This is a genomic window from Streptomyces sp. A2-16 (assembly GCF_018128905.1).
Taxonomy (GTDB): domain Bacteria; phylum Actinomycetota; class Actinomycetes; order Streptomycetales; family Streptomycetaceae; genus Streptomyces.
Window position 1 is genome coordinate 4239087 of sequence record NZ_CP063808.1, and the last position, 22120, is coordinate 4261206.

Below are 22120 nucleotides of genomic sequence, written 5' to 3' on the forward strand. Positions count from 1 at the left end.
GCGTTCCTCTTTCGGTTGTGGGGTCGGCACCCGGCACGCCGAGCGGGCCAGGTGGCGAGACCACGGTGCGGGGTGCCCGGGTGCGGTGGCCACGGGTACGGCCCAGGTGGCGGTCTTTCGGGACGACCACCCCACTGACCTGCGACGACAGCACCCGGTGGGACGGTGATGTGGGACACCTGTGACAGATGTGGCGTGCTCATGCAGAATGCGGGGCAGCGGTGGGGGCCGCTGTTCACGCACACGACCATGCAGACGACCGCTGTGGGGGAAACATGCCGCGCCAGAAAACGCTGCCCATGGAACTCGACCCCAGCGCGCGGGAGTTGGTGACCCGCTTACGTCGGCTGAGGGACCACAGCGAGCTGACGATGCGACAGCTCGCGACCAAGACCGGCTACAGCGCCAAGTCGTGGGAGCGATATCTCGGAGGCAAGTCGCTGCCCCCGCGCGAGGCGGTCGAGGCACTGGCCCGGATCACCGGCACCGATCCCGTCCCGCTGCTCGCTCTGCACGAGATCGCCGCTGACTCCCGGGACGGCCGCCGCGCCCGCCCCGCCGCACAGGAGCAGGACGCACGGCGCGTACGGGACGAGGAGCAGCCGGCCGGTCCGACGACCTCCCGTCCCGAACGCGATCCCGAACCCCGGGCCGTACGCGCCGCAGCGGCCACGCCCACGCCGCCCCGGGCCACCGAACCGGCCTTCAGCCGCTTCCCGCACCTCGCTCTCACAGCGGGCATCGCCGCATTGGCCGTAGCCCTCTCGGCGGTGCTGCTGCTCGTGCTGCGCCTTGACGACGACGTCAGCCAGGCAGCCGTCACCGCCCCACCCCGCACCACCGCGGCCTCCTCACCGCCCTCCTACGCCTGCCACATCACCCGGGTCGACGGCCACTGGTCGGCCGGCATCAACAAAGGCCGCACCACCGAGATCGGCTACGGCTCCACGGGCGCCGATGTCGCCGAGGCGCAGTGCCTGCTGCGCCGGGCAGGCATCTCGCCCGGCGGGATCGACGGCATGTTCGGCCCGCTGACGCTGCGGGCGGTCAAGACGTTCCAGGGTCGCGCGGGTCTCACGGCCGACGGCATGCTGGGGCCGCGCTCGTGGAAGGCCCTGCGCGGATGACACCCGGCGCACCCTCACCGCCGGGCGCGCGACTGGCCGCCGTACTGCGAGAGTTGCGGCAGCGCACCGGCCTGAGCCTGGCGCAGCTCGCGAACGCGACCACCTACAGCAAGTCGTCCTGGGAGCGTTACCTCAACGGCAAGAGCCTGCCGCCGCGCAGCGCGGTCAAGGAACTGTGCCGGCTCGCCGACGAACGCGCCGACCATGCGCTGGCACTGTTGGACTTCGCCCGCACGGACGACCGGGCGCACGACGACGGGCCGGACCTCGGGACATCGGCTCGACAGCGCACGGCCACCGGGACGGACACACCGGCCGGAGGCCTCGCCACCGTCCGGCCCGGCACAGACACGGTCCCGAGTGAGACGGTCCCGAGCGACGTCGACCGCACCCGGTCCCTCTGGTCCCTCCCGGTCGGCCACCGGCGCGCGAACATCGTCACTGCCCTCCTGTCGACCTGTGCCGTCGCCCTCGGGGCGCTGGTCCTCACCCACCTCCCCGCAACGCAACGCGAGGCGACGGCGCCCTCCCTCACGCCCGCCCCGCCCACCGGGGCGCTCTGTCGGCACACGGCCTGTCAGAACAAGGACCCGATCGCGATGAGATGCGGTGCCGATCCGCTGACCCTGGCCGAACACGAGACCGCCACCGGTGCCTGGATCCAGATCCGCTACAGCCAGGAATGCGGGACGAGCTGGGTCCGGATGTGGGGCGCGGCCGTGAAGGACCGCGTCGAGATGCGGGTGGGAGGCCCGCACGCCTCCCGCCACGGTGCCCAGGTCGTCACCCGCAACGAGGCGGACACCTACGTCCACACCCTCATGAGCTTGGTCACCTCCCGAACGCCCGTGCAGGCCTGCTTCAGCCCCGTCGCCGGTGGCTCGGAGGAATGCGTCAAGGCGCACTCCACGGACGAGACCGCCTCCGCCGGCGGTACCGGGTCGCGATGATGCAGACGCGGCCCGAAGGCAGCCGCAGGACCGTCGGTGTCCAGCCTGTGCGCAAGGCGGGCTCAGCGGTCGCCTACTCACCGGTGACGCCATCGATGGCCTCGCGGAGGAGATCCGCATGGCCGACGTGGCGGGCGTACTCCTCGATCACGTGCTCAAGGACGAACCGCACATCGGTGTCACCGAACTCGGGGTTCGGCACGATGCGCGCGACGTCGGCGGTCACCTTCGCGAAGACCCGCCGTGACTCCTCGCACGCCTTGAGGTAGTCCTCGTAGACGTCCTTGGCGGGCGTGGGGTCCGTCTCGTCGTACCACTCGCCGCCGTCCGCGGTGACGTAGGTCCGATAGGGGAAGAAGCGAGGCGTCGTGCCGGCCAGCGTTCGCTGGAACCAGGCGCGCTCGACCCCTTGCAGATGGCGCATGAGCCCCAGCAGGGTCAACGCCGAGGACGGCACGGGACGTAGCCTCAGTTGTTCGTCGGAGAGGCCCTCGCACTTCCACAAGAAGGTCGCTCGGTGATGATCGAGATTCGAGGCGATCACCTCCAGCCAGGGGCCCGATACCGTGCGCTCGGGTCGGGCGATCTTCCGGACCACGATGTCGCTCACGCTGGAGTCTCCTCACCGGTCGTCAAGTCGGGCCGTCCGCCCAGGAAGACCCCTTCTCGTACCGGAACTCATCGCCCGGTGCCGTCCGGACGGGACGGCACCGGAACAGGGAGGACGATCAGAGAGTGAGGAGGACCTTGGTGGCGCGGCGCTCGTCCATGGCCTTGTAGCCCTCAGGGGCCTGATCGAGGGGCAGGGTGAGGTCGAAGACCTTGCCCGGGTCGATCTTGCGGTCCCAGATGAGCTGGATCAGGTCGGGAAGGAAGCGGCGCACCGGGGCCGGGCCGCCCAGGGTGTGGATTCCGGCGAAGAACAGCTCGATGCCGGGGATGGACACGTCGTGGTTCACGCCCACGTAGCCCAGGTGCCCGCCGCCGCGGGTGGCGCCTACGGCCTGCATGAACGACTCCTGGGTGCCGACCGCCTCGACGACCGAGTGCGCGCCGAGCCCGCCGGTCAGTTCCTTGATCCTCGCGATGCCCTCGTCGCCGCGCTCCTCGACGATGTCGGTGGCGCCGTAGTAACGGGCCAGCTTCTGCCGCTCGGGGTGGCGTGACATGGCGATGATCCGTTCGGCGCCGAGCTGCTCGGCGGCGAGCACGGCCATGAGTCCGACCGCGCCGTCGCCGACGACCGCGACGGTCTTGCCGGGCCCGGCCTCGGCGGCGACGCCGGCGTACCAGCCGGTGCCGAGCACGTCGGAGGCGGCCAGGAGGGCGGGGATCAGCTCGGGGTCGGGCTGTCCCGGGGTGGCGACCAGGGTGCCGTCGGCCAGCGGGATGCGGGCCTTCTCGGCCTGGGTGCCGATCCCGGCGTGGACGAACTCGGCGTGCACGCACTTGGACTGGAAACCGGCCTGGCAGATCTCGCAGGTGTTGTCGGAGACGACGAACGACCCGACCACGAAGTCCCCGGGCCTGACGGTCCGCACCTCGGAGCCGACTTCCTCGACCACGCCCACGTACTCGTGTCCCATGAGCGTGCGGTCGGCGGGTTCGATCCCGCGGTACGGCCACAGGTCGGAGCCGCAGATGCAGGTCGCGGTCAGCTTCACGATCGCGTCGGTCGGCTCGACGATCTTCGGGTCGTCCCGCTCCTCCACGCGGACGTCGCCGGCGGTGTGCATCACTACTCCACGCATGGTGGTTCTCCTAGCTGGTGTTTCCGGCGCCATGGGGCGCCGGGTTCTGGTTCAGGAAGACACGGGCTTGCCGCGGCTTCCGCGATGGGCGGGCCGCAGCCCGCGGTGGTTCAGGCGGGCGACGGTTTCGTACGACGCCGGGTGAGCGCGATGGCGCTGGTGGGGATCAGGGTCAGTCCGGCGACGACGGTGCCGACCGCGGCAGGCCCCGTGGTCCCCAGCGGCGATTCGAGGGCGAGCCCGGCCGCCCAGGAACCAGCGGCGGTGCCCAGGTTGAACGCCGACACGGTCAGCGCGGAGCCGAGGGTGGGGGCGCGGCCGGCGAAGCGAACGGCCAGGGCGATGAGCACAGGGTTCGCGCCGAGCCCGAACAGGCCCAGCAGGGCGATCAGCGCGATCGTCGGCACGGCATGGCCGCCCAGCAGGCACAGGGTCAGCAGCAGGATCGTCGTGACCGCGGGGGCCGCGATCGTCGTCGCGTACGGGCGGCGGTCGCCGAGACGGCCTCCCACGAGGAAACCGGCCAGCGCTCCGGCCCCGAAACCGACCAGGACCAGGGGCACCAGGGCCGGGGCCAGCCCCGCCCGGTCCGTGAGCAGCGGCGAGACGTAGGAGTACGACGACAGCACACCGCCTGTTGTGGTCGCACAGGCCGCCAGGGCCAGCCACAGGCGGCCCGACCGCAGCGCGGACAGCTCGGACCGGATCGAGACCGCCGCCTGCGCGGGTCCGTCGTGCGGCACGTGCCGGGCGATCAGTGCCATGGCGGCCACCGCGAGCGCGGCGAGCGCCCAGAACGGTCCGCGCCAGCCCATGAGCTGTCCGGCGAAGGCGCCCAGCGGCACGCCGACGACGTTCGCGAGCATCGCGCCGGAGCCCACGACACCCAGAGCGCGGGAGCTCGCGGCGGGACCGACCGCGCCCGCGGCCACCACATTGGCCACCGCCCAGAACGCGCCGGTCGCCAGCGCCGTCAGGAAACGTGCCGCCAGCAGCAGCGCGAAGCCGGAAGCGATGGCGACGACGGCGTGACCGACGGCGAACACGGCCAGGGCGAGAACCAGCGTCCATCGCCGGGGCAGCCGCAGGGTCAGCATCGCCATCAGCGGCGCGCCGACGACCATCCCGACGGCGAACACAGTGATCAGCAGCCCGGCGCGGGACACACTGACCTGTACATCCGTCGCGATCTCGGGCAGCAGTCCGGCGACCACGAACTCGGTCGTGCCCATCAGGAACGTGCCCAGGGCGAGCACGTACACGACCAGCGGCAGCCGGGCGGGCGGTCGCTCGCGGTCACCGACCGGCAGGTCGGCGGGGGCGTGGAGGGTTCCTCCTCGCAGGGGCATGCGTGATCTCCGCAGGGGTTCGGCAGTACGTGCACACCCCACGAAACAGCCCCCGTCGCGTGGGCGGGAGGCTGCGTTTATGGGGGGTACAAGCTCAACCCCCCACCCGTGGCCCCGTGGCCGTAGCGTGAGAGACATGGAACGCCGCTCCGACAACCGCGCCGACATCCGTGACTTCCTCGCCCGCCGCCGCGCCCAGCTCACCCCGGAGCAGGTCGGACTGCCCACCAGCGGGCGGCGCCGGGTCCCGGGGCTGCGCCGCGAGGAGGTCGCGGTCCTGGCCGGGGTGAGCACCGAGTGGTACACCCGCCTGGAGAAGGGCCACATCGGCGGTGTGTCGGAGGACGTCCTCGACGCGGTCGCCCGCACCCTGCAGCTGGACGACGACGAGCGCACCTACCTGTTCGACCTCGCCAGGGCCGCCCAGCCGAGCCCGGCCTCCCGGCGCCGCCGCAAAGCCGTCGACGTTCCGCCCCGCGTCCAATGGCTGCTCGACTCCATGACGCTGTCCGCGGCCCTCGTCTGCAACGGCCGTCTGGACATCGTGGCCACGAACGCACTCGCACGCGCCCTGTTCGCGCCGATCCTCGCCAGCCCGACCGTCGACGCGCGCGGCCGCCCCAACTTCGCCCGCTTCTGGTTCCTCGACGACGACTCCCAGGACTTCATCGCCGACTGGGACAGCGCCGCCACCGTCACGGCCGCACTCCTGCGCGCCGAGGCCGGCCGCTACCCCGATGACAAGGCCCTGCGCGACCTCATCGGTGAACTGTCCACCGTCAGCCGCGAGTTCCGCACCCGGTGGGCCGCCCACAACGTGCGCATCCACCACGGCGGCGTCAAACGCTTCCACCATCCCGAGGCCGGGGACCTGGAACTCACCTACCAGCCCCTCGACCTGCCCATGTCCGCCCGTGAGGCGCACTCCCTGACCATCTACACCGCCGAACCCGGCTCCCCCTCGGAAGACGGCCTGCGTCTGCTCGCCTCCTGGGCGGCCACCCGCGAATCCCATCCGCCCACACGACGGTCCCCGGCACGCTGAGAACCGTTCAGCGCGACGACGGACAGCACTGAGCCAAGGAGCCCCTCTGTGAAGCACACGGGACGTTCATGAGTCGGATCCTGATCACCGGTTCCACGGACGGCCTCGGACTCGCCACGGCGGACGCGCTGCAGTCCGCCGGGCACGACGTCGTGGTCCACGCCCGCAACCCCGAACGCGCCGGGGCCCTCGACCCGCTCGTCGGCCGCGGAGCGGGCCTCGTCATCGCCGACCTCACCGACCGTGACGCCGTACGGCACCTCGCCGGCGAGCTCAACGAGGGGCCACCCCTCGACGCGGTCGTCCACAACGCCGGCGTCTGGAGCGGGCCCGCCGTCATGCCGGTCAACATCGTTGCCCCGTACCTGCTCACCGCGCTCGTGCCAGGGCCGCGCCGCCTGGTGTACCTGAGCAGCAGCTCTCACTTCGACGGCCACCCCTCGGCGGTCGGCGTCGACTGGCGCGGCACGAAGAGCGGGGGGCACGGGGGCGGATCGTCCGCGGGAGGGTCGTACGCGGACAGCAAGCTGTTCGTCACCACCCTGGCTGCCGCGGTGGCCCGCCTGTACCCGGACGTGCTGAGCAACGCCGTGGACCCGGGCTGGGTTCCCACCAGGATGGGCGGACCCGGAGCCCCCGACGATCTCGAACTGGGCCACCGGACACAGCAGTGGCTGGCCGCCGGCGACGATCCGGAGGCGCTCACCACCGGCGGCTACTGGTACCACCGTCGGCGGCAGCGGCCGCATCGCGCGGTCCACGACGAGGGGTTCCAGGACCGACTCCTGCGAATTCTGGCCGAGGAGACGGGGACCGCGCTCGCGCCGCGGTGACGCCGTGCCACGCCCCCGTGAACGGAACTCTCAACGGCCCTCGTCACTGCCGCCGGGCGGCGTCTCGCCATAGGGTGGCGCACCCTCACCCGCGGTCGTCACCTCGAAGGTGTTGAGGAAGTCGCAGATCAACTGGTAGAAGCCGACGGTGATCACAAGGTCGGCGAGCTGATTGACCGTCAGGAACGCCAGCAGTTCCTTGCGTTCGGCGTCGTCGAGAGAATGCCGGGCCAGCAGTCGGTCGGTCGCGGAGAGGACGGCGGCCTCGGCCGCGGACAGGTTCTCGGAGGAACCGGTCGCGGCGGCCGCGATCGCCTCCTCGCCGAGGCCGACGAGCCGGGCGATGTTCTCGTGGTGGTGGACCTCGTACGCCGCCCGGTAGACGTGGCCGACCCGCACGATGGCGAGTTCGCGCAAGGGGTCCGGCAGCGAGTTCCGCCCCAGGACCGCGTCCCCCAGCGCCAGCACACCGGGCGCCAGCGCGGGGGAGTGCATCAGCATCCGGAAGACGTTGAGCGAACCGCGAGCGGTCACCTCCTCCCGCAGCTCCGCGGGCAGCGCGGAAAGGTCCGGGTAGTCCATGTCGACTCCGTTCGCCGGGTGATGGTTCGTCAGGACGGGGATCCCCACGGAGCCCGCGTCGAACACCCTTGACGCGCAGCGATCGCTGTCGCTTCGGTGTCGGCCAGGACTGCCATGCCGAGGGCGTCCGCCTAGTAACTGTCGTACCGGGGCTTGCCGTTCGGCCGGTAGACGCCGACGACGGTGCCGTTCTTCGTCGTCGAGACGCTGACCGGCTCCAGCGCGGTGGGGATCGCTCCGTCGGCGAACAGTCGCTTGCCGGTGCCGATGATCACCGGATGGATGGTCAGCCGGTACTCGTCGACGAGGCCGTGCCGCATGAGCGTCTGGGCGAGATCGCCGCTGCCGACGACGTTGATGTCGCCCCCGTCCGACTCCTTCAGCGCGAGTACGGCGTCGCCGACGTCCCCCTCCAGCAGTGTGGAGTTCTCCCACTCGACGGACGTCAGGGTTCGAGACGCCACGTACTTGTGCATGCTGTTCATCCGGTCGGTGAACGGGTTGTCGGGATCGGCGGTCGGCCAGTACGACGCGAAGATGTCATACGTCTTCCGGCCGAGCAGCATCGCGTCGGCGGGTTCGTACCAGCCCGCGATGGCCGCGCCGACCTCGTCGTCGGTCACCGGCTTCTGCCAGCCGCCGTGCTCGAAGCCGCTCTGCGTGTCCTCGTCCGGACCGCCCGGCGCCTGCATGACGCCGTCCAGCGTCAGGAACGTACAAACGATGATCTTGCGCATGGTGCGCTCCCTTCCTCGAGGGATAGACCGCACACCCGCCGCAAACTCATCGACGGACCTCCGCGACGCGACCGGGGCGCTGTCGCGGGCAAGGAGCCGGGACTACTCCTCTGCTGTTCAGGCATGCTCCATCGACGTGTGCCGACAGAATTGGCGTTGGCACTTGGCGTCAAGACCGCCATCGTTGTCGGGTGCGAGGAAGCTGCTGCACGTGCAGATGTAGCAGTACAGAGGACCCCCGGGATCGTAGTCCGCGTCACGCAGGCGGACTTCGGCAGCCTGGCGTACCAAGCGCCTGTGCTTCTCCAGTTCGGCGAAGTCTGCCTCATTCTGTTTGAACGCTTCGCGCTGTACTTCGTTGAGGTGCGGCGGATCGTCACCACTGGGCGTGTGATTCACGGCCCCAGCCGCGTGTGGTGGATTGAACTGGGCGTTGTGTTCGGCTGCGCCCTGCTCGGCGCCCGCTTCGCTGGGGAATCCCACGATGACGTTGAGGCCTTCGTTCGGACAGTACACATCCCATGTGGGGTGGGAGCGGGGCCCTGCCGGGGCTTGCTGTTCACTGGGTTTGGTCATCACCGAAACACCTCCATGCGGGGCCGAGATGCTGGGCCGAACGAAACAGCCAACAGACTGTGCCCGGAGCGGAGGGTGAATCGCGGAAATGAGTGATGAGCAACCGGGCATGGCCGTAAGCCCGCATCGTCGCTGAACGCAACTCCATTGTCGTACTGGTGACACGGGGCCGCTACTGGAGAATCCCTTACGGCTGGGTCGACATCGCCGGGCCGGTCGGAGTTCCGTCCGGGGTGAACGACTGGTGGAAGGTGAAGGCGTCCGGCGTGGAGCCGTTGTCGTGGAGGTCTTCCAGCCTGGAAACCCCGTCCTGCCAGGTGGGTGTCGGGTCGTCGGAGACCCACCAGAACACGTGATTCGGGTGTCCTGTCCTCTCGAACCAGTCGTAGCGCCTGTTCAGCGCCTCACGGTGCAGGCCGGTGTAGACGGCGTCGAAGGCGGGGCGCAGGTCGGTCCAGAGTGAGAGGGTCGCGGCCAGGGCGGTGGTCTCGACCGTGCGGCCCTTGCCGTACCAGGTCGGTACGGCGAACTCTCCCCATGCACCCCAGTCCGCGTCGAAGAGCCCGCCCCGGTCGCCGTCCGCCGCTTCGGCGTGCGCGAGGTGCCCGGGGTGCCGGCTGATGTTCCCGTAGATGGCCTCACCACTGGCGTAGAACTCGCGCGTGAGGGGTCCGGGATCGGTGAGAGGTGACTTCAGGACGCCGAACGTGTACAGCGCAAGACGGGGCATGCGTGTCTCCCTGGTCGGGGTGCCGGGTGTGGACCCGGTTCGGTGGCCTACCCGTTGCAGGTGGCTCAGTCGGAAGGAACTCCTGCGCGACCGTGGCCGATCGCCGAGGACCAGGTGAAGGTAGCCGCCTCTGCGGGTCATGTCGAAGTTGCGTTTTCCCCTTCGAAGTGGCCGCGCCCGCAGCGAGGTGGCGGTCAGGTGACGTCCGCCGAGGGGGCGCCGTTGCCCTCTGCGGTCGATACGGCTTCCGGGGGGCCGCAGCCGAGCAGATGGTCCAGGACGTTGGTCATGCGGAGCATGCGTTCCAGCACGTCGGGGCGGTTGTCGAGGTGAAGGGCGGCACCGAGTGCGCGGGTGCGTCGGTGGACCATCAGGAGGGCGGACAGACCCGAGGAGTCGATCCACGTCAGGTCGCTGAAGTCGAGGCGGACGGCGCGTGGCGGTGCTTCGTCGCCGGTCAGGATCTCGGTGACCGTGGCGACGAGGTCGTCGCTCGTGTCGTAGTCGAGCTCCCCGCCCACACGGACGATCAGGCTCGCGGGCTCACGATGGACGGTGACGGTGAACTCGGCAGGTGAAAGGTCGCTCATACGGGAGTCTCGGAGCCGGGTGCGGGACACTCGGCCAGGGCGGCGGCGCCCTGCTCGATCAGTTTCAGGGCCCGGGGGAAGTCCGTGAGCCGGCCGGCGAGGACCTCCAGACCCATGGACAGGGAGTGGGCGGGGACGTTGCGGACCTGGAGGATGTGGGCCGTCCAGGTGAGGAACGCGGTGAACAGTTCGGCGTCGTCGACGTAGAGCGCGGCACCCAGGAAGTCGACGATGTGAGCGAGGTCCTCGACCGTCCGCTCCCGCTGTTCCTCGCTGTATCCGCGCAGAGCGGGAAAGCGGGTCTCCAGGTCGACCAGAGCCTGTTTGACGAGTTGCGGACGCGACTGGACGACCATGGTGTACTCCTGGTCGGCCAGATGCGGGAGATCGTCCACCGCCTGCCGGCTCGCCGAGGGGTCGGGGCGTGGCATCCCCTCCTCCAGTACGGCGACGGCGCCCCGCGCGTCGGTCGCCCACCGGTCGGCGCGCAGGCTGCGGGCGTAGCGGCCGTCGGGCCCGAAGGCGCGGCCGCCCGCCAGGACCGGAACACCGACGGCCTGGCAGGCCGTGATGGCGGCGTGGGCGGCCGGCAGCCTGATGGGGATCGACCCGGACAGCAGGACGGCTTCCGGGTTGGTCCGGTGGAGATGGGCGACGAGGTGCAGGGCGGGCGTCTGCGCCCCGAGGAAGTCGACCTGCCAGCCCCTGAGCGACAGGACCTCGGCGACGAGCCTGGCGGGAAAGGCGTGCCATTCACCGTCCACGCAGCTCACGGTGACCCTGCCGCGAGCCGCCGTACGGCCGGTGCCGGCGTCGCGGTGCCGTCGGTGGGCCAGGGAGGCGACCACGCGCTCGTTGATGGCGGTGGCGGCGTGTTCCTGCGCCACGGTGATGCGGTCCGCGGCCCATTCGGTGCCGACCTTCGTCTGGACCGGGGCGACCACTTCGAGCAGCAGCGTCTCCTCGTCCATACCCTCGCTCAACGCCTGGTGGACGGCCGAGGCCGCAGTGCGTTCGTCGCCCTCGGCGACGGCCTCCCACAGGCGTTCCGCCACGGCCGCCGTCGTGGCGGACCGGCTCATCCGCGCCTCCCGCTGCTCGTACCGTCTCCGTAAGCGTCGGCCACCGTCAACGAACTGGGCTTGGGCGCGCTGATGGCAACCACCGCCATGTCGTCGTGCCGGCCGTTGCCGACCCACTGGGTGGCCAGCATCTGAATCCGCTCGACGACGGCCTCCGCCGGCATGCCCGCGCAGTCGGCCAGTGCCCTCTTGAGCCGGTGTTCGCCGAAGAAGTCGTCGCCCAGGGGGCCGCCGCGGGCCTCGATGACGCCGTCGGTGTAGAGCAGGCACGTCTCTCCCGGCGCGAGAGCCGTCTCCACGGTGAGTGCCTGGATCTTGGGCACGGCGCCGACCAGAGTGCCGCGCGTGGGCGTCTCCTCCACCGTGCTGTCGACGCGGACGATCAGCGGCGGGGGATGCCCGGCGCTGGTCAGCCGCACCTCCACCCGGTCGGATCGGCGTCGTACGGAGGCCAGCACCAGGGTGGCGAAGCGGGTGTGGTGCGAGGAGAGCAGCGAACCGTTCAGGAGGCCCAGGACCTGCTCGTGGTCGTCGGCCAGGGGCAACAGTGCCTGGAGCGTGTTGCGGATCTTGCCGGTGAGGACGGCCGCTTCCAGACCCTTGCCCGCGACGTCCCCCAGCACGACCAGGGTCTCCTGCGAGGGACCGGTGCCGGGATGGACGTCGTAGAAGTCGCCCCCGATCTGCTCGTGGTCCTTCGACGCCCGGTACCGGCCGGCGTACTCGACGCCGTGGACGTGCTGGAGCACGGGCGGCAACAGGTCGCGCATCAGCGTGGCGGTGATGGCCGTCTGCTCGGTGTACAGGCGCGCCGCCGACAGAGCAGCACCGGCGCGGGCCGCGAACAGGCGCGCGAACACCTCCTCGCCCGTGGTGAAGGCGCGCTCGGTGCCGGAGCGCAACAGGATCAGCGCTCCGGCGGGCACGCCATGGCCGGGCAGCGGGGTGACGATGACGGAGCCGACGGATCCCGCGAAGCCGTCCGGGACCACCCACGAGGGGAGGTGACTCGGGTCGATCCAGCGGGCCGGCACCGGGGGGAACCCCTGGAGTGCCTCACTCAGGCCCGGCACGCCCGAGACGTCGACGTTGCGCAGTGTCTGTGTGACGGGTCCGCCCCGGTGGGCGTGGGTCAGGGGATAGCGTCGTCCCTGGGGCGGGGCGACGAGGACGGCGGCCTCGGCGAGGTGCTCGGCGGCCATGGCGGCGGCCACCTCCATGCAGCGGGACACGTTCAGCGTGGACAGCAGCGCGCTGGAGACCTCCGAGAGGACCTCGGAACGTGACTGCGCCTCCCGCAGCGCGGCTTCGGCCAGGTGCCGGTCCGTGCAGTCGACCAGCCACCACATGGCCTCGCCCTCGTCCCCGGGGGTGGGGTGAGCCTCGTAGAAACGGCCGTTGAGGTAGCCGGTCCGGGGGTCGGCGGCAGCGGGCAGTCCGTCACCGGCGTCGCTACGGGGTTCCGTGAGCCAGGACGGTGCCTGCCGATTCAGCGGGGTGCCGTCGTCGGCTTCGGGCACGAGCAGCCGGGCCGCCGTGTTGAGCCCCACCAGGCCGCCGTTCTCGTCTATGGCCAGCATGGGGTAGGGGGCCTCGGCGCGGGTCGGATCGACTCGGAGATCACGCACGGACGGACGGGCGGACGAACCACGGGAAAAGGTCACAACCGGAGGCACGCGTCGTGCGCACCCCACCACCTTCCTGCCATTGGGAAACAATTGCCGAACGGCAACCGTCTCGCATCGGCCCCACAGCCGCAACCCGCGCCCCCTGTACGGAGGCGTCGGCCTCGCGTCGGCTCACCCTCGCTGCGGGCCGTCGGCCAGAGCGGCGCACGCCGAATCCAAGTCGGCGTAGTGCACCAACAGGTGGCCGGTTCCGGTGACTTCCGTCAGACGCCGCATGAGTGAGCCCGCCCCGATCAGGCCGACCTGTCTCTCCCTGGCTGCCCGCAGCAGACTGCCCAGCAGTTGGGAGTCACAGAAACCGACTTCAGTCACATCGAAGACAATGGGTGACGAATCGGTTCGCAGTGCCTGCGTGATGGCTTCGTCGACGCCGGGGCTGCTCTCGAAGTCGAATTCCCCGCGCAACGCGATCACCCACACCGAACCGGCCGCCCGTGGTCGCGTCACCACGGCCTCGCCCGCACCTTCCGAACGAGACACTTCGGCACACCCCATTCTTCGCAACCGGGAAGGAAATCCGGCATGAAAGGCCGCGGGGCGACTGCGCCCGGCACCGGGACGGCTGCCGCGTCACAGTACCCACGAAACGATCACTCTCACCTGCTTCAGGTGACCAGTTCGGCAGACGGCGTCCCGCAGATCCTCACCCGGCCACAGGGGTTCACGAGGCCGAGTCGAACACCTTCCAGTGGCCCTCGGAGATCACTTCCACTGCGCCGTCGGTGACCTTGATGGCGGTCTGATCGTCAATGGCGTACGCCGGACCCGCGATCTGGGCCGCCCACCGTTCTGCCGCGGCCGTCGTGTTCTCCGGACAGGCCGGATGATCCAGGTGCGGGAAGATCGAGAAATCGACCAGGCCCAGCGCGCTGTCGCCGCCGGCGGGCGGCTTCCAGCCCACGAAGTCGTCCCCGATGCGGGGGGTCACCACCATGCTCCCGGCGCTGAGTCCCACATAGACCGTGTCGGACAGTGAGGGCAGGAGGTCGGCCAGCCCGGACTCCCGCATCCAGTGGCACAGGTACAGCGCGTCACCGCCATTGACCAGCAGTACGTCGGTCTCCTGGACCCATGACACCCAGTGCGCCCTGTCGATGCTGGGCAGCGCGGTGAGCTCCAGGACGCCCACCGATCTCCAACCCAGCCCGGTCATGGGGTGCTGGGACTGTCCGCTGATGAACCGCCACGGCCCACCCGGGTCGGCGTCGGGCGCCCCGTACCCCGCGGTGGGGATGCAGAGGGCGTCGGCTTCGGCGATCGGCTTGCCCAAGAGGTCGAGCAGCGCATCCTGGATGCTCTTGTTCTTGATGCCGGAGTCGGTGAGGAGGAGTTTCATCGAGTTCTCCGCAAGGGATCATCGAGGGATGTCAGGTCAGGAGTCATCCTCGACGAGTTCGAGGCGCCGGGGGAGCGCTTGACGAACTCGTTGCGCTGATCAACGGCCTTCGCGAACGCTACCCGGGTACGGGCGTCACGCCTGGTGCTGTGCCAGATAGACAGTCGCGGTCATCGGCGCCGTCACGGAGCCGTTGCCGAGACGGTCCGTCATCTTCTGGGTGACGGTGGCCTGGAGGGTCTGTGCGTCGTCGCGGGTCTGCAAGGCGGCGCTCACCGGTGTGCCGGTCAGCAGCCCCGTGGCGACGGATGCGGCCGACTGCGCGACGCCCTCCAGCGTGACCTCCTCCGTGCTGGTCAGAGCCAGTCCGGCGGCGGCGAGATCCGCGGCGACCACGGCCGGATCGGTGTAGCCGTGGGGCACGTCCTCGAGGAACGAGGGTGCTCCGCCGGGCATGGACTGCTCCAGGGCGGTCTGGAAAGCGGCCCCGAAGCCGTGCGAGGCCAGCGGACCCCAGCTGCTGAACAGGAAACGCCCCTGCGGGGCCAGCACCCTGCGCACCTCGGCGTAGGCGGACGGCCTGTCGGGAAAGAACATCACTCCGAACTGGCACAGCACGAGGTCGAAAACGCCGTCCTCGAAGGGCAGCTTCTGGGCGTCGGCCTGGCGCCAGTCGGCGCGGGGTTCGCGAGCCGAACCTGCCGTGACCATCGCCTCGTTGAGGTCGCTCGCCACCACCGAGGCCGTGGGCACCGCGTCGAGCAGGGCCGATGTCAACGCCCCGGTTCCGGCGGCGAGTTCCAGGACCGCGTCCGGTCGCAGCGCAGCCGCCCTGGAGGCCAGGTCGGTGGCGAAGGGGCGGAAGAAGACCGGCACCAGGTGACGCTCGTAGGCCTCGGGCATGGACCGTGTCCACCGCCGGTTCGCATCGTCTGTGCTCATTTGACCGAGATTAGCCCTGCGGGTGGTCCGGGGCGAGGGTCGCGACCCCCTCGACTCCAGTGCTCTCTCGGCCTGTCCGCTACTTTGTCCTGAGTGTGGAGAAAGAACGCCGGACTGCTGCACAAGTACTTCCCAGCCTGGAAAATCGTTGTTACGTTCCTCTCCGGCAGCCTGACGACGCGGTCGGCGACGACAGGCGTCCGGAGACCCGGTCGTGGGTGAGGGGAGGGATCGTGAGACGGATGACTGCTCGTCCTGAGAACACCCATCAGGCGCGACTGCTTCGTCTGCTGCGTGACCACGGGTCCAACTCTCGTGCCCAGCTGGGTGATCTGGTGGACCTGTCCCGTTCGAAGCTGGCGGTCGAGGTCGACCGGTTGCTGGAGACGGGGCTGGTCGTCGCGGACGGGCTGGCCCCTTCCCGGGGCGGCCGCCGGTCGCACAACATCCGGCTCGCTCCGACGCTGCGGTTCCTCGGCGTCGACATCGGTGCCACGTCGATCGATGTCGCCGTGACCAATGCGGAGTTGGAGGTCCTCGGGCATCTGAACCAGCCGATGGACGTTCGCGAGGGCCCGGTCGCGGTCTTCGAGCAGGTCCTGTCCATGGCAGCGAAGTTGAGGGCCTCGGGGCTCGCGGAGGGTTTCGACGGCGCCGGCATCGGTGTCCCGGGGCCGGTCCGCTTTCCCGAGGGTGTTCCGGTGGCTCCGCCGATCATGCCGGGCTGGGACGGCTTTCCCGTACGGGAGGCGCTCAGTCAGGAACTCGGCTGTCCTGTCATGGTCGACAACGACGTGAACCTGATGGCGATGGGGGAGATGCACGCGGGTGTCGCACGTTCCGTGGGCGACTTCCTCTGCGTCAAGATCGGTACCGGCATCGGCTGCGGCATCGTCGTCGGCGGTGAGGTCCACCGGGGGACCACCGGCAGTGCCGGCGACATCGGCCACATCCAGGTGGAACCGGAAGGCCGCGCGTGCGTGTGCGGCAACCAAGGCTGTCTGGAAGCCCACTTCAGCGGTGCCGCCCTGGCCGCTGACGCGGAGCAGGCCGCGCGTGAGGGCCGCTCGGAGCACCTCGCCGCCCGGTTGGGGACAGCCGAACGTCTGACGGCAGAGGACGTGTCCGCCGCCGCGGCGGCCGGGGACCCGGTCGCTCTGGAGCTGATCCGCGAGGGCGGGAAACGCCTTGGGCAGGTCATCGCAGGGCTCGTCAGTTTCTTCAACCCGGGACTGGTGGTGATCGGTGGCGGCGTGACCGGACTCGGGCACACGCTGCTGGCCAGTGTCCGGACCCAGGTGTACCGGCAGTCGTTGCCACTGGCCACGGGCAACCTGCCGATCGTCCTGGGGGAGTTGGGGCCGGCTGCCGGAGCCATCGGCGCGGCCCGGCTCATCAGCGACCACGTCTTCTCACCGGCCTGAGCGCCGCCCGACACCACCCCGTCGACAGCGCACATCACTGCCGTAACAACAGGACAGCACTGCCGTAGCAACACCCGCATCACCGCCGTAGCGACAGGCACAGCACCGCCGTAGCACCAGCGACAGCACCGCCGTAACCGCCCATGAAGCGTCGGCGGCCGTCACCCCCCCCGCAGGGGCGATCAAGCCTGCCCTGCCGCCGCTCGACCTCCGCGCCGGCACGACGCACACCGCACACTGCGCACCGCCCACGACGACACGGCTCCCACAGCCGTCCGCGTATCCGAGACAGCAAGCCCAGCCCAGCCCTGCCCACTCACGGCCCGCATCCGCCGAGGGGATTCCTCATGGCACCACAACCACCGCTGCTCAGCATGTCCGGCATCACCAAGTCGTTCCCCGGAGTCCGGGCCCTCGACGGCGTCGACCTCGACGTCCAGGCCGGTGAGGTGCACTGCCTGCTCGGCCAGAACGGGGCCGGAAAGTCCACCCTCATCAAGGTGCTGGCCGGCGCCCACCAGCCGGACAGCGGTGAGATCACCTGGAGGGGTGAGCCCGTGACCCTGGGGTCGCCGATCGCCGCCATGCGGCTGGGCATCGCCACCATCTACCAGGAACTCGATCTGATCGAGGGGCTCTCCGTCGCCGAGAACGTCTTTCTCGGCCATGAACCCACCTCGGCCGGGTTCGTGGTGCGTGGCTCCGCCGCCCGTACGGCGACCGCGGAGCTGCTGAAACGCCTGGGGCACGCGGAGATCGATCCGACACGGCTCGTCGGTGAGCTGTCCGCGGCGCAGCAGCAGATCGTCTCGATGGCCCGCGCCCTGTCCCACGAGGTGCGGTTGATCGTGATGGACGAGCCGTCGGCGGCCCTCGACCCCGAAGAGGTCGACAACCTGTTCAGGATCGTGGGCGATCTGACGGCCGACGGCGTCGCCGTCATCTACATCTCCCACCGCCTTGAGGAGATCCGGCGCATCGGCGACCGGGTCACGGTCCTCAAGGAGGGCCGGTCGGTCGCGGGCGGCCTGCCCGCCAAGAGCACCCCGACCCATGAGGTCGTGGCCCTGATGACCGGGCGGAACGTGGAGTACGTCTTCCCCGAGCGGCCCGAGGCCGGGTTCGCCGCAGAGAGGGAGCCCGTGCTGAAGGTCGAAGGGCTCAGCAGGCGAGGCGAGTTCGCCCCCGTCGACCTGGAGCTGCGGCCCGGAGAGATCGTCGGTCTGGCCGGGCTCGTCGGGTCCGGGCGCAGCGAGATCCTGGAGACGATCTACGGCGCCCGCAAGCCCGACGAGGGCCGTGTCCTCGTCGACGGCACACCCCTGCGCCCCGGAAGCGTCCGCGCCGCCGTCGGCGCAGGCATCGGTCTCGCGCCCGAGGAACGCAAGGCGCAGGGCCTGCTGATGCTGGAGTCCGTCAGCAGCAACGTCTCGATCTCCACGCTGTCCCGGTTCGCCCGCGCGGGCTGGCTCGACCGTCGCACCGAGCGGACCGCGACGCACCAGGCGGTGCGGGAACTCTCGCTGCGGCCCGACAATCCCGACGCCGCGATCAGGACCCTGTCCGGCGGCAACCAGCAGAAAGCTGTGCTCGCACGCTGGCTGTTGCGCGGCTGCAAGGTGCTGCTGCTGGACGAGCCGACCAGAGGTGTCGACATCGGCGCCCGGGCGGAGCTCTACGCGGTGATTCGCCGGCTGGCCGACGAGGGCCTGGCCGTACTTCTCGTGTCCAGTGAGGTGCCCGAGGTCCTGGGGCTCGCCGACCGGGTGCTGGTGCTCCGCGAAGGCAGCGTCGTGCACACGGCGGACGCCCGGGAGCTCGACGAGCACCGCGTACTCGATCTTGTGATGGAAGGGAGCCCGACGCCATGACGCAGCCGACCGCTGCGGCGCACGAGGATGCGCCGACGTCCGCCGCCAAGTCCGCGGGGGAGCATGAGAGTTCACGCCGATCGGGTCCGCGGTGGGGGTGGGACGTGCGCACCCTGTCCCTGCTCGGAGTCCTCGCCGTCCTCGTGGCGGTCGGTGGGATCACCGCACCCGACGAGTTCCTCGCGACGAGCAATCTCCAACTCGTCCTCACCCAGGCGTCCGTGATCGGCGTCGTCACCGTCGGCATGACGTTCGTCATCACCTCCGGCGGCATCGACCTGTCGGTCGGCGCGATCGTGGCACTCGCCTCGGTGTGGGCGACGACCGTGGCCACCCAGGAGTTCGGCTTCGCGGGCATCCTGTTCACCGCGGTGATCGTCGGTGTGGGCTGTGGTCTCGTGAACGGTCTGCTGATCGCCTACGGCAGGATGGTGCCGTTCATCGCGACGCTGGCCATGCTCGCCTCGGCCCGGGGTCTCGCGCTGCAGATCACGGACGGCAGCACGCAGATCGTGAGCGTCGAATCGGTCCTCGACCTGGGTGCCAGGGACTCCTACGTCCTGGGCATCCCGCCCCTCGTCCTGATCTTCGCCGCCGTCACCGTCATCGGCTGGCTGGTGCTGAACCGCACCACGTTCGGCCGCCGCACCGTCGCGGTCGGCGGCAATGCGGAGGCGGCCCGGCTCGCCGGTATCGACGTGCGCCGCCAGCGCCTGTACCTGTACCTGCTGTCCGGGCTGTGCTGCGGTATCGCCGCGTTCATGCTGATCGTGCTCGCCGGCTCGGGTCAGAACACCAACGGCAACCTCTACGAGCTGGACGCCATCGCCGCCGCGATCATCGGCGGAACCCTGCTCAGCGGCGGCCGCGGCACCATCATCGGCTCCGTCCTCGGCGTTCTGGTCTTCACCACGATCACCAACATCTTCGCCCTGAACAACCTCGAGACCGCTGTCCAGCAGATCGCGAAGGGCGCCATCATCGTCGCCGCCGTCCTGGTCCAGCGCCGCTCGCTGCACGGCGACACCTGACGCCGTGCAGCGCTCGCCGGACGGCGGCTCCTGACACCGCCGTCCGGCACCCCACCTCCGGCATCTCCGGCACGACACCTCCCTCCGTCGGACGCACACCGTCCGGTCGGACTCCATCTGACGCACACCGCCCAGTCGAAGGGTCGATCCGCCATGGCAAGAACCCCCGCCACCAGCCGCAGAGCACTGCTGTTCGGCACCGCCGCCGTCTCCGCCGGCGCGCTGCTCACGGCCTGCACCAGCAATGAGCCCAAGGAGCAGGCACAGGACGCCGACAAGGCCGCCCCGGTCGCGGACGACAAGCCGGGCAAGGCCGTCACCATCGGCTTCGCCGGACCGCAGGCCGACCACGGCTGGCTCAACGCCATCAACTCCAACGCCAAGTCGCGGGCGAAGAAGTACTCGGACGTCACGCTGGAGATCACCGAGGGCTCCAACGACACCGCCCAGCAGATCGGCCAGGTCCAGACACTGATCAACAAGAAGGTCGACGTCCTGGTGATCCTGCCGGCCGACGGCAAGGCCCTGACCCAGGTCGGCCTGCAGGCCATGCGGGCGGGCATCCCCGTCGTGAACCTGGACCGCGTGTTCGCCTCCCCGCAGGCGTACCGCTGCTGGATCGGCGGCGACAACTACGGCATGGGCCTCAACGCCGGCCACTACATCGGCGAGCAGCTCAAGGGCAAGAAGAACGCCAAGGTCGTCGAACTCGCCGGCCTCGACAACCTCGAACTGACCCAGCAGCGCACCAAGGGCTTCGACGACGCCCTGAAGAACTACCCCAACATCCGCAAGGTGGCCCGCCAGGCGGCCGACTTCACCGTCGAGTCCGGGCAGGCCAAGATGGCCCAACTGCTCCAGGCCCAGTCGAATTTCGACGCGCTGTGGAACCACGACGACGACCAGGGCGTAGGCGCGCTGCGCGCCATCGACCAGGCCGGACGCGACGACTTCCTCATGGTCGGCGGTGCCGGCGCCAAGTCCGCGATGGACGCCATCAAGGCCGGCAACAGCGTGCTGAAGGCGACCGTGCTGTACCCGCCGACCATGGCCGCCTCCGCGATCGACCTCGCCCGCGCGCTCGGCCAGTCCAAGGGCATCGGCGGCCTCGCCGAGTTCGAGATCCCGTCCTCGCTCACCCTCTACTCGGCCGTGGTCACCAAGGACAACGTCGACCAGTACCTGCCGACCGGCTTCATCTGACCGGACCGGGCCACGGGCCCCGCGCACATCACGATGAGTCAATGACACTCCGACGAGGAGGAATCCGTATGGAACAGAGGGACGGTCGGACCGCACCGCCGACACTCGGCGTGGGAATGGTCGGTTACGCGTTCATGGGCGCCGCGCACTCCCAGGGCTGGCGGACCGTTGGGCACGTGTTCGACCTGCCGTTGCGGCCGGTCATGGCCGCGATCGCCGGCCGCGACGCGCACGGTGTGCGGGCAGCGGCCGACAAGCACGGCTGGGCCGCGACGGAGACCGACTGGCGCGCCCTCATAGCCCGCGACGACGTACAACTCGTCGACATCTGCACACCGGGCGACAGCCATGCGGAGATCGCGATCGCGGCGCTCGAGGCGGGCAAGCACGTGCTGTGCGAGAAGCCGCTGGCCAATTCGGTCGCCGAGGCGGAGGCCATGGTCACGGCCGCCGAAGCGGCCCGTGCGCGCGGGCAGTTGGCGATGGTCGGCTTCAACTACCGGCGCGTGCCCGCCCTCGCCTTCGCACGCCGCCTCATCGCGGACGGACGGCTCGGCACCCTGCGCCACGTACGGGTCAGCTACCTCCAGGACTGGCTGGTCGACCCCGAGTTCCCGCTGACATGGCGGCTCCAGCGGGAGCACGCAGGATCGGGGGTGCTCGGCGACCTCGGCGCGCACATCGTCGATCTCGCCCAGTACCTGGCGGGCGAGGTGCTGGTCGGCGTCTCCGCCCAGATGGAGACCTTCGTCAAGGAACGCCCCCTCCTCGACGGTGCCTCCTCCGGCCTGACCGCGTCCGGGGGCGTCGAGCGCGGGCCGGTGACGGTCGACGACGCGGCCGTCTTCACGGGCCGGCTCGCCTCGGGAGCGCTCGCCACGTTCGAGGCGACCCGGATGGCGTCCGGGCGCAAGAACGCCCTGCATCTGGAGATCAACGGTGAGTTCGGTTCGCTCGCGTTCGATCTGGAGCGGCTCAACGAGCTCTCCTACCACGACCATCGGGAGCCCGCCGCCACCGCGGGTTTCCGCCGCATTCTCGTCACCGAGCCCGATCACCCCTATCTGGACGCGTGGTGGCCGCCCGGTCATGGCCTGGGCTATGAGCACACGTTCGTCCATCAGGCCCGTGACCTCGTGCATGCGATTGCCGAGGGCCGTCGCCCCGAGCCCTCCTTCGCCGACGGGCTGCAGGTGCAGCGGGTGCTCGCGGCGGTGGAGGAGAGTGCCGAGAAGAACTCCGTCTACACCCCGACAGCCGTCTGAGGAGGTTC

The 22120-nt window shown here is 70.1% G+C and carries 22 protein-coding genes; 9 read left to right on the forward strand and 13 right to left on the reverse strand.

All coding sequences use genetic code 11. The annotated features are described in order from the left end of the window. Window positions 1–275: 275 nt before the first annotated feature. Together IOD14_RS19105 and IOD14_RS19110 are read left to right on the forward strand one after the other, a co-directional pair. On the forward strand, window positions 276–1127 hold the full coding sequence (locus IOD14_RS19105) for a peptidoglycan-binding protein (protein WP_212670870.1): 852 nt from the start codon (window positions 276–278) through the stop codon (window positions 1125–1127). Further along, on the forward strand, window positions 1124–2077 hold the full coding sequence (locus IOD14_RS19110; protein ID WP_212670871.1) for an XRE family transcriptional regulator: 954 nt from the start codon (window positions 1124–1126) through the stop codon (window positions 2075–2077). The genes IOD14_RS19105 and IOD14_RS19110 overlap by 4 nt, the downstream gene beginning before the upstream one ends. A gap of 73 nt (window positions 2078–2150) precedes the next feature. Here the strand turns inward: IOD14_RS19110 and IOD14_RS19115 are convergent, their stop codons facing one another. From IOD14_RS19115 to IOD14_RS19125, 3 genes are all read right to left on the reverse strand, one after another. Beyond that, window positions 2151–2687, reverse strand: coding sequence for a DinB family protein (locus tag IOD14_RS19115; protein WP_123993268.1), 537 nt, complete (start codon window positions 2685–2687; stop codon window positions 2151–2153). A gap of 118 nt (window positions 2688–2805) precedes the next feature. Then, window positions 2806–3828: a zinc-dependent alcohol dehydrogenase family protein gene (locus IOD14_RS19120; RefSeq protein ID WP_212670872.1), complete on the reverse strand. Its 1023-nt coding sequence runs from the start codon at window positions 3826–3828 to the stop codon at window positions 2806–2808. A gap of 110 nt (window positions 3829–3938) precedes the next feature. Beyond that, a complete protein-coding gene (locus tag IOD14_RS19125) occupies window positions 3939–5177 on the reverse strand; it encodes an MFS transporter (RefSeq protein WP_212670873.1) in 1239 nt (412 codons plus the stop codon). A gap of 136 nt (window positions 5178–5313) precedes the next feature. Between IOD14_RS19125 and IOD14_RS19130 the strand changes: the two genes are divergently transcribed. Then, a complete protein-coding gene (locus IOD14_RS19130; RefSeq protein ID WP_123993266.1) occupies window positions 5314–6222 on the forward strand; it encodes a helix-turn-helix transcriptional regulator in 909 nt (302 codons plus the stop codon). 68 nt (window positions 6223–6290) lie between these two features. Beyond that, entirely contained in the window at window positions 6291–7055 is a 765-nt protein-coding gene (locus tag IOD14_RS19135) for an SDR family NAD(P)-dependent oxidoreductase (RefSeq protein WP_212670874.1), read from the forward strand. 30 nt (window positions 7056–7085) lie between these two features. Here IOD14_RS19135 and IOD14_RS19140 read toward each other — a convergent pair whose 3' ends face one another. The 10 genes from IOD14_RS19140 to IOD14_RS19185 form a co-directional block, all read right to left on the reverse strand. Next, on the reverse strand, window positions 7086–7637 hold the full coding sequence (locus tag IOD14_RS19140) for a carboxymuconolactone decarboxylase family protein (RefSeq protein WP_212670875.1): 552 nt from the start codon (window positions 7635–7637) through the stop codon (window positions 7086–7088). 131 nt (window positions 7638–7768) lie between these two features. After that, entirely contained in the window at window positions 7769–8374 is a 606-nt protein-coding gene (locus tag IOD14_RS19145) for a dihydrofolate reductase family protein (protein ID WP_212670876.1), read from the reverse strand. Between the two features lie 117 nt (window positions 8375–8491). Next, entirely contained in the window at window positions 8492–8950 is a 459-nt protein-coding gene (locus IOD14_RS19150; RefSeq protein ID WP_212670877.1) for a hypothetical protein, read from the reverse strand. A gap of 187 nt (window positions 8951–9137) precedes the next feature. Beyond that, a complete protein-coding gene (locus tag IOD14_RS19155; protein ID WP_212670878.1) occupies window positions 9138–9680 on the reverse strand; it encodes a DUF3291 domain-containing protein in 543 nt (180 codons plus the stop codon). Window positions 9681–9874: 194 nt separating this feature from the next. Further along, window positions 9875–10270: an STAS domain-containing protein gene (locus IOD14_RS19160; RefSeq protein WP_123993260.1), complete on the reverse strand. Its 396-nt coding sequence runs from the start codon at window positions 10268–10270 to the stop codon at window positions 9875–9877. Next, entirely contained in the window at window positions 10267–11352 is a 1086-nt protein-coding gene (locus IOD14_RS19165; RefSeq protein ID WP_212670879.1) for a B12-binding domain-containing protein, read from the reverse strand. The genes IOD14_RS19160 and IOD14_RS19165 overlap by 4 nt, the downstream gene beginning before the upstream one ends. Beyond that, window positions 11349–12932 carry a PP2C family protein-serine/threonine phosphatase gene (locus IOD14_RS19170; protein WP_212673314.1) on the reverse strand — a complete coding sequence of 528 codons (1584 nt, stop codon included), beginning with the start codon at window positions 12930–12932 and terminating at the stop codon, window positions 11349–11351. Before IOD14_RS19170 ends, IOD14_RS19165 begins: the two co-directional genes overlap by 4 nt. Window positions 12933–13151: 219 nt before the next feature. Beyond that, on the reverse strand, window positions 13152–13490 hold the full coding sequence (locus tag IOD14_RS19175; protein WP_249125960.1) for an STAS domain-containing protein: 339 nt from the start codon (window positions 13488–13490) through the stop codon (window positions 13152–13154). Window positions 13491–13701: 211 nt separating this feature from the next. Next, window positions 13702–14376 (reverse strand): Type 1 glutamine amidotransferase-like domain-containing protein, encoded by a 675-nt coding sequence (locus IOD14_RS19180; protein ID WP_212670880.1) that lies wholly within the window; start codon window positions 14374–14376, stop codon window positions 13702–13704. A gap of 135 nt (window positions 14377–14511) precedes the next feature. Next, the gene (locus tag IOD14_RS19185; RefSeq protein WP_249125961.1) at window positions 14512–15318 is read right to left on the reverse strand and encodes a class I SAM-dependent methyltransferase; all 807 of its coding nucleotides are present in this window, start codon (window positions 15316–15318) and stop codon (window positions 14512–14514) included. Between the two features lie 242 nt (window positions 15319–15560). Between IOD14_RS19185 and IOD14_RS19190 the strand changes: the two genes are divergently transcribed. The 5 genes from IOD14_RS19190 to IOD14_RS19210 all read left to right on the forward strand — a co-directional run bounded on the left by IOD14_RS19190 (window position 15561) and on the right by IOD14_RS19210 (window position 22112). Beyond that, the gene (locus IOD14_RS19190) at window positions 15561–16742 is read left to right on the forward strand and encodes an ROK family transcriptional regulator (protein ID WP_123993256.1); all 1182 of its coding nucleotides are present in this window, start codon (window positions 15561–15563) and stop codon (window positions 16740–16742) included. Window positions 16743–17089: 347 nt separating this feature from the next. Then, the gene (locus IOD14_RS19195) at window positions 17090–18613 is read left to right on the forward strand and encodes a sugar ABC transporter ATP-binding protein (protein ID WP_123993255.1); all 1524 of its coding nucleotides are present in this window, start codon (window positions 17090–17092) and stop codon (window positions 18611–18613) included. After that, window positions 18610–19644 carry an ABC transporter permease gene (locus tag IOD14_RS19200; protein WP_123993254.1) on the forward strand — a complete coding sequence of 345 codons (1035 nt, stop codon included), beginning with the start codon at window positions 18610–18612 and terminating at the stop codon, window positions 19642–19644. The genes IOD14_RS19195 and IOD14_RS19200 overlap by 4 nt, the downstream gene beginning before the upstream one ends. A 153-nt stretch (window positions 19645–19797) precedes the next feature. Then, window positions 19798–20847, forward strand: coding sequence for a substrate-binding domain-containing protein (locus IOD14_RS19205; RefSeq protein ID WP_123993253.1), 1050 nt, complete (start codon window positions 19798–19800; stop codon window positions 20845–20847). A gap of 68 nt (window positions 20848–20915) precedes the next feature. Then, the gene (locus IOD14_RS19210; RefSeq protein WP_212670881.1) at window positions 20916–22112 is read left to right on the forward strand and encodes a Gfo/Idh/MocA family oxidoreductase; all 1197 of its coding nucleotides are present in this window, start codon (window positions 20916–20918) and stop codon (window positions 22110–22112) included. Window positions 22113–22120: the final 8 nt, after the last annotated feature.

Coding starts and splice junctions, on each gene's coding strand:
- IOD14_RS19150 (WP_212670877.1), bottom strand. CDS start 8,950: ATGACCAAACCCAGTGAACAGCAAGCCCCGGCAGGGCCCCGCTCCCAC.
- IOD14_RS19145 (WP_212670876.1), bottom strand. CDS start 8,374: ATGCGCAAGATCATCGTTTGTACGTTCCTGACGCTGGACGGCGTCATG.
- IOD14_RS19180 (WP_212670880.1), bottom strand. CDS start 14,376: ATGAAACTCCTCCTCACCGACTCCGGCATCAAGAACAAGAGCATCCAG.
- IOD14_RS19205 (WP_123993253.1), top strand. CDS start 19,798: ATGGCAAGAACCCCCGCCACCAGCCGCAGAGCACTGCTGTTCGGCACC.
- IOD14_RS19195 (WP_123993255.1), top strand. CDS start 17,090: ATGGCACCACAACCACCGCTGCTCAGCATGTCCGGCATCACCAAGTCG.
- IOD14_RS19160 (WP_123993260.1), bottom strand. CDS start 10,270: ATGAGCGACCTTTCACCTGCCGAGTTCACCGTCACCGTCCATCGTGAG.
- IOD14_RS19125 (WP_212670873.1), bottom strand. CDS start 5,177: ATGCCCCTGCGAGGAGGAACCCTCCACGCCCCCGCCGACCTGCCGGTC.
- IOD14_RS19185 (WP_249125961.1), bottom strand. CDS start 15,318: ATGAGCACAGACGATGCGAACCGGCGGTGGACACGGTCCATGCCCGAG.
- IOD14_RS19140 (WP_212670875.1), bottom strand. CDS start 7,637: ATGGACTACCCGGACCTTTCCGCGCTGCCCGCGGAGCTGCGGGAGGAG.
- IOD14_RS19105 (WP_212670870.1), top strand. CDS start 276: ATGCCGCGCCAGAAAACGCTGCCCATGGAACTCGACCCCAGCGCGCGG.
- IOD14_RS19135 (WP_212670874.1), top strand. CDS start 6,291: ATGAGTCGGATCCTGATCACCGGTTCCACGGACGGCCTCGGACTCGCC.
- IOD14_RS19165 (WP_212670879.1), bottom strand. CDS start 11,352: ATGAGCCGGTCCGCCACGACGGCGGCCGTGGCGGAACGCCTGTGGGAG.
- IOD14_RS19190 (WP_123993256.1), top strand. CDS start 15,561: ATGACTGCTCGTCCTGAGAACACCCATCAGGCGCGACTGCTTCGTCTG.
- IOD14_RS19170 (WP_212673314.1), bottom strand. CDS start 12,932: ATGCTGGCCATAGACGAGAACGGCGGCCTGGTGGGGCTCAACACGGCG.
- IOD14_RS19155 (WP_212670878.1), bottom strand. CDS start 9,680: ATGCCCCGTCTTGCGCTGTACACGTTCGGCGTCCTGAAGTCACCTCTC.
- IOD14_RS19110 (WP_212670871.1), top strand. CDS start 1,124: ATGACACCCGGCGCACCCTCACCGCCGGGCGCGCGACTGGCCGCCGTA.
- IOD14_RS19120 (WP_212670872.1), bottom strand. CDS start 3,828: ATGCGTGGAGTAGTGATGCACACCGCCGGCGACGTCCGCGTGGAGGAG.
- IOD14_RS19210 (WP_212670881.1), top strand. CDS start 20,916: ATGGAACAGAGGGACGGTCGGACCGCACCGCCGACACTCGGCGTGGGA.
- IOD14_RS19200 (WP_123993254.1), top strand. CDS start 18,610: ATGACGCAGCCGACCGCTGCGGCGCACGAGGATGCGCCGACGTCCGCC.
- IOD14_RS19130 (WP_123993266.1), top strand. CDS start 5,314: ATGGAACGCCGCTCCGACAACCGCGCCGACATCCGTGACTTCCTCGCC.